The 2,810-nt window shown below is 42.5% G+C and carries 3 protein-coding genes; all 3 read left to right on the top strand.

Annotated features, from left to right (window positions below; translation table 11 throughout):
* The first annotated feature begins 146 nt into the window (after window positions 1–146).
* Window positions 147–701 carry a peptide deformylase gene (gene def / locus EI161_RS13870; RefSeq protein WP_192523702.1) on the top strand — a complete coding sequence of 185 codons (555 nt, stop codon included), beginning with the start codon at window positions 147–149 and terminating at the stop codon, window positions 699–701.
* 307 nt (window positions 702–1,008) lie between these two features.
* Window positions 1,009–2,184, top strand: a complete 1,176-nt coding sequence (locus EI161_RS13865; protein WP_192529847.1) for a type III PLP-dependent enzyme — start codon at window positions 1,009–1,011, stop codon at window positions 2,182–2,184.
* Between the two features lie 334 nt (window positions 2,185–2,518).
* The coding region (locus EI161_RS13860) for a helix-turn-helix domain-containing protein (protein WP_192529568.1) at window positions 2,519–2,810 on the top strand (292 nt) is incomplete at its 3' end.

Below are 2,810 nucleotides of genomic sequence, written 5' to 3'. Positions count from 1 at the left end.
GAAAAAACGGTACCTGCAGTACGTGATGTAGCGATATTACTTCTCACTGACTATAGTTACGCGGAAAGTATTGATAAGCATTACTTTTGTCCCCATTTACCTTATAATATTAACCCTATTTTATCCCTATTATTGAGGTGAGCGTCATGGCTTTACTCCCTATTTTAAATTATCCAGACCCGCGCTTGCGCACTATTGCCAAGCCTGTCAAGGAAGTGACTGCTGAAATCAAGACCTTGATCGATGACATGATTGAGACGATGTATGACGCTCAGGGTATTGGCCTGGCTGCCAGTCAAGTTGATCGCCATATTCAACTGATTGTCATGGATTTATCCGAAGAAAAAAACACGCCTAAGGTTTTTATTAACCCTAAAGTGACGCCATTGGTGGAAGAAAAACAACCGTATGAAGAAGGTTGTCTGTCGGTGCCCGAGGTCTATGATAGTGTTGAGCGTCCGAATAAAGTGCGTATCGAAGCCTTAGATGAGAACGGCGAAAAAATTGACGAAGAAGTAGAAGGCTTACTTGCAGTCTGTATCCAACACGAAATGGATCATCTAAATGGCGTGATATTCGTCGATTATTTATCACGTCTAAAACAGACTCGTGCGCGCGACAAGGTGCGTAAAGTTATAAAAATACGTGAAAAACAAGGTGAGCCATCAGCAGATAAACAGCCACAGCCAACCAACTCTTAAGAGGTAAGATTTATCATATAAGCTACTTTTTACATCATTTAAACGGCACATAAGTTACTTATGATATGGGTTAAAGTCTGATGGCTTTGTTATGCGCTATAGTTGGTTCTAAATAAAAAAGATACGTTATGATATGACGCGGGACTGGTATAAATTTTTCTTGCTTGCTGTGTCTACGCTGACAGAGGCTGCAAAAAATGTATACCAGTCCCGCTGTGCCGCTTTTATATTGAACTTACTATATGATGCGATGTTGGCTTTTTTCTCTGCTCTACGCTTTCTTTATTAAAGGTTTTCCATCATGACCATGATCAAAATTGAGCAGTATTTTGACCCCGCTGCGTGGCAGAAATTCACCAAAGTCGCTGAAGGACGCGAAACGCCATTTTTAGTAGTAGACCTGAATCGTATCAAACTCAAATTCAATGAAATGGTCGGTTTATTTCCTGATGCGAAGGTCCATTATGCGATGAAAGCCAGTCCGGCAGTAGAAGTCATTAAGCTATTAGCAGAGTTGGGTTCAAACTTTGATTGTGCCTCAATCTATGAGCTGGACCGAGTGCTGGACTGCGGCGTCGATACCAGTCGTATCTCGTATGGTAATACCATTAAAAAGGCGCAACACGTTAAGTACGCCTATAACAAAGGCGTGCGCCTATATGCCACCGACTCAGAAGCAGATTTAAAAAATATCGCTGAGCACGCTCCTGGATCCAATGTTTTCGTGCGTATTTTGGTAGAAGGTTCAGACACTGCGGAATGGCCATTGTCACGCAAGTTTGGTTGCCACCCTGATATGGCCGTCGAGTTATTGACCCAAGCGCGCGAGCTAGGTTTAGTACCTTATGGCGTCTCATTCCATGTGGGTAGTCAGCAAAAATCAGTCACTGTCTGGAATGACGCTTTGTTGATGGTCAAAGACATCTTTGAACAGCTTTTAAATCAGCAAAATATTAAGCTACAAATGATAAATTTAGGGGGCGGCTTCCCTGCTAGGTACTTAAATCAGGTCAATACCATACAAGACTACGCCGAATCCGTAAAACAGTATTTAGTGGACAGTTATGGTGTCGATGATATGCCAGAGATTATCTTGGAGCCTGGACGCTCTTTGGTGGCAAGTTCTGGGGTGTTAGTCAGTGAGGTGGTACTGATTTCACGTAAGGCGCAGGATGAAACAACGCGCTGGGTTTATACCGATGTGGGACTGTTCCAAGGCTTAATCGAAACCTTGGGTGAGGCGATTAAATATCCCGTTTATACGCCTAAAATGGAAACCTCAACGTCAGCTGGTACGGTAGTGCTGGCAGGGCCAACCTGCGATTCAGCAGATATCATGTATGAAGAAGCAGGCTATCAGATGCCTCAAGAGCTTGAGATTGGTGATAAAGTTTATTGGTTGGCGACAGGTGCTTATACCAACTCCTACTCATCTGTTGAGTTTAATGGCTTCCCACCGTTAGAGGTAGTGTATATCGATTAGTATTTGCTAGGTTTATCAGCCATAACTATAGCTGATACTGAATAAAATAGATACACGATACTATGCTGCGTGACTGGTACAAATTTTTCTTGCTTGCTGTGCCTACGCCGACAGAGGCTACAAAAAATTTATTCCAGCCCCGCTGTATCTCTTTTATATTGAACCGACTATATGATAAGAAAAAGCGCGGTGCTATTTATAACACCGCGCTTTTTTATGCTTAAACGTTTCTTAGATTAACACATGAAGTGCAATACCAAATGCGAGGTGAAAAAAAGACCTAGATGCGCTAGCATCAAAGTCTTTATCCACCGACCAAAGTGAGATTGCAACCATGAACTATACACATCTAAGCCTAGGGGAACGATACCAGATTTATGCCCTTATAGGGGCAGAACATAGTATTAAATTTATAGCTGACACATTAGGAAGAAGTCCTAGCACCATATCAAGAGAGATCAGACGCAATAAAAGCCTTCGAGGTTACCGAGCTAATCATGCTAATAACAAGGCTTGTGACAGACGCTCTAACAATGCTTTCACTATCATCGCTGATGTATGGGATTGGGTCACAGATAAGCTAAAAGACAGCTGGAGTCCTGAACAAATAGCCGGAGTTCATGGTG

The sequence above is a fragment of the Psychrobacter sp. FME5 genome, assembly GCF_014861375.1.
In the GTDB taxonomy this organism is placed as follows: domain Bacteria; phylum Pseudomonadota; class Gammaproteobacteria; order Pseudomonadales; family Moraxellaceae; genus Psychrobacter.
This window is presented reverse-complemented; position numbering and strand designations above follow the sequence as displayed.

What these genes read in the sequence shown, in the direction of transcription:
- def (WP_192523702.1), top strand. Translation starts at nt 147, where the DNA reads ATGGCTTTACTCCCTATTTTAAATTATCCAGACCCGCGCTTGCGCACT.
- EI161_RS13865 (WP_192529847.1), top strand. Translation starts at nt 1,009, where the DNA reads ATGATCAAAATTGAGCAGTATTTTGACCCCGCTGCGTGGCAGAAATTC.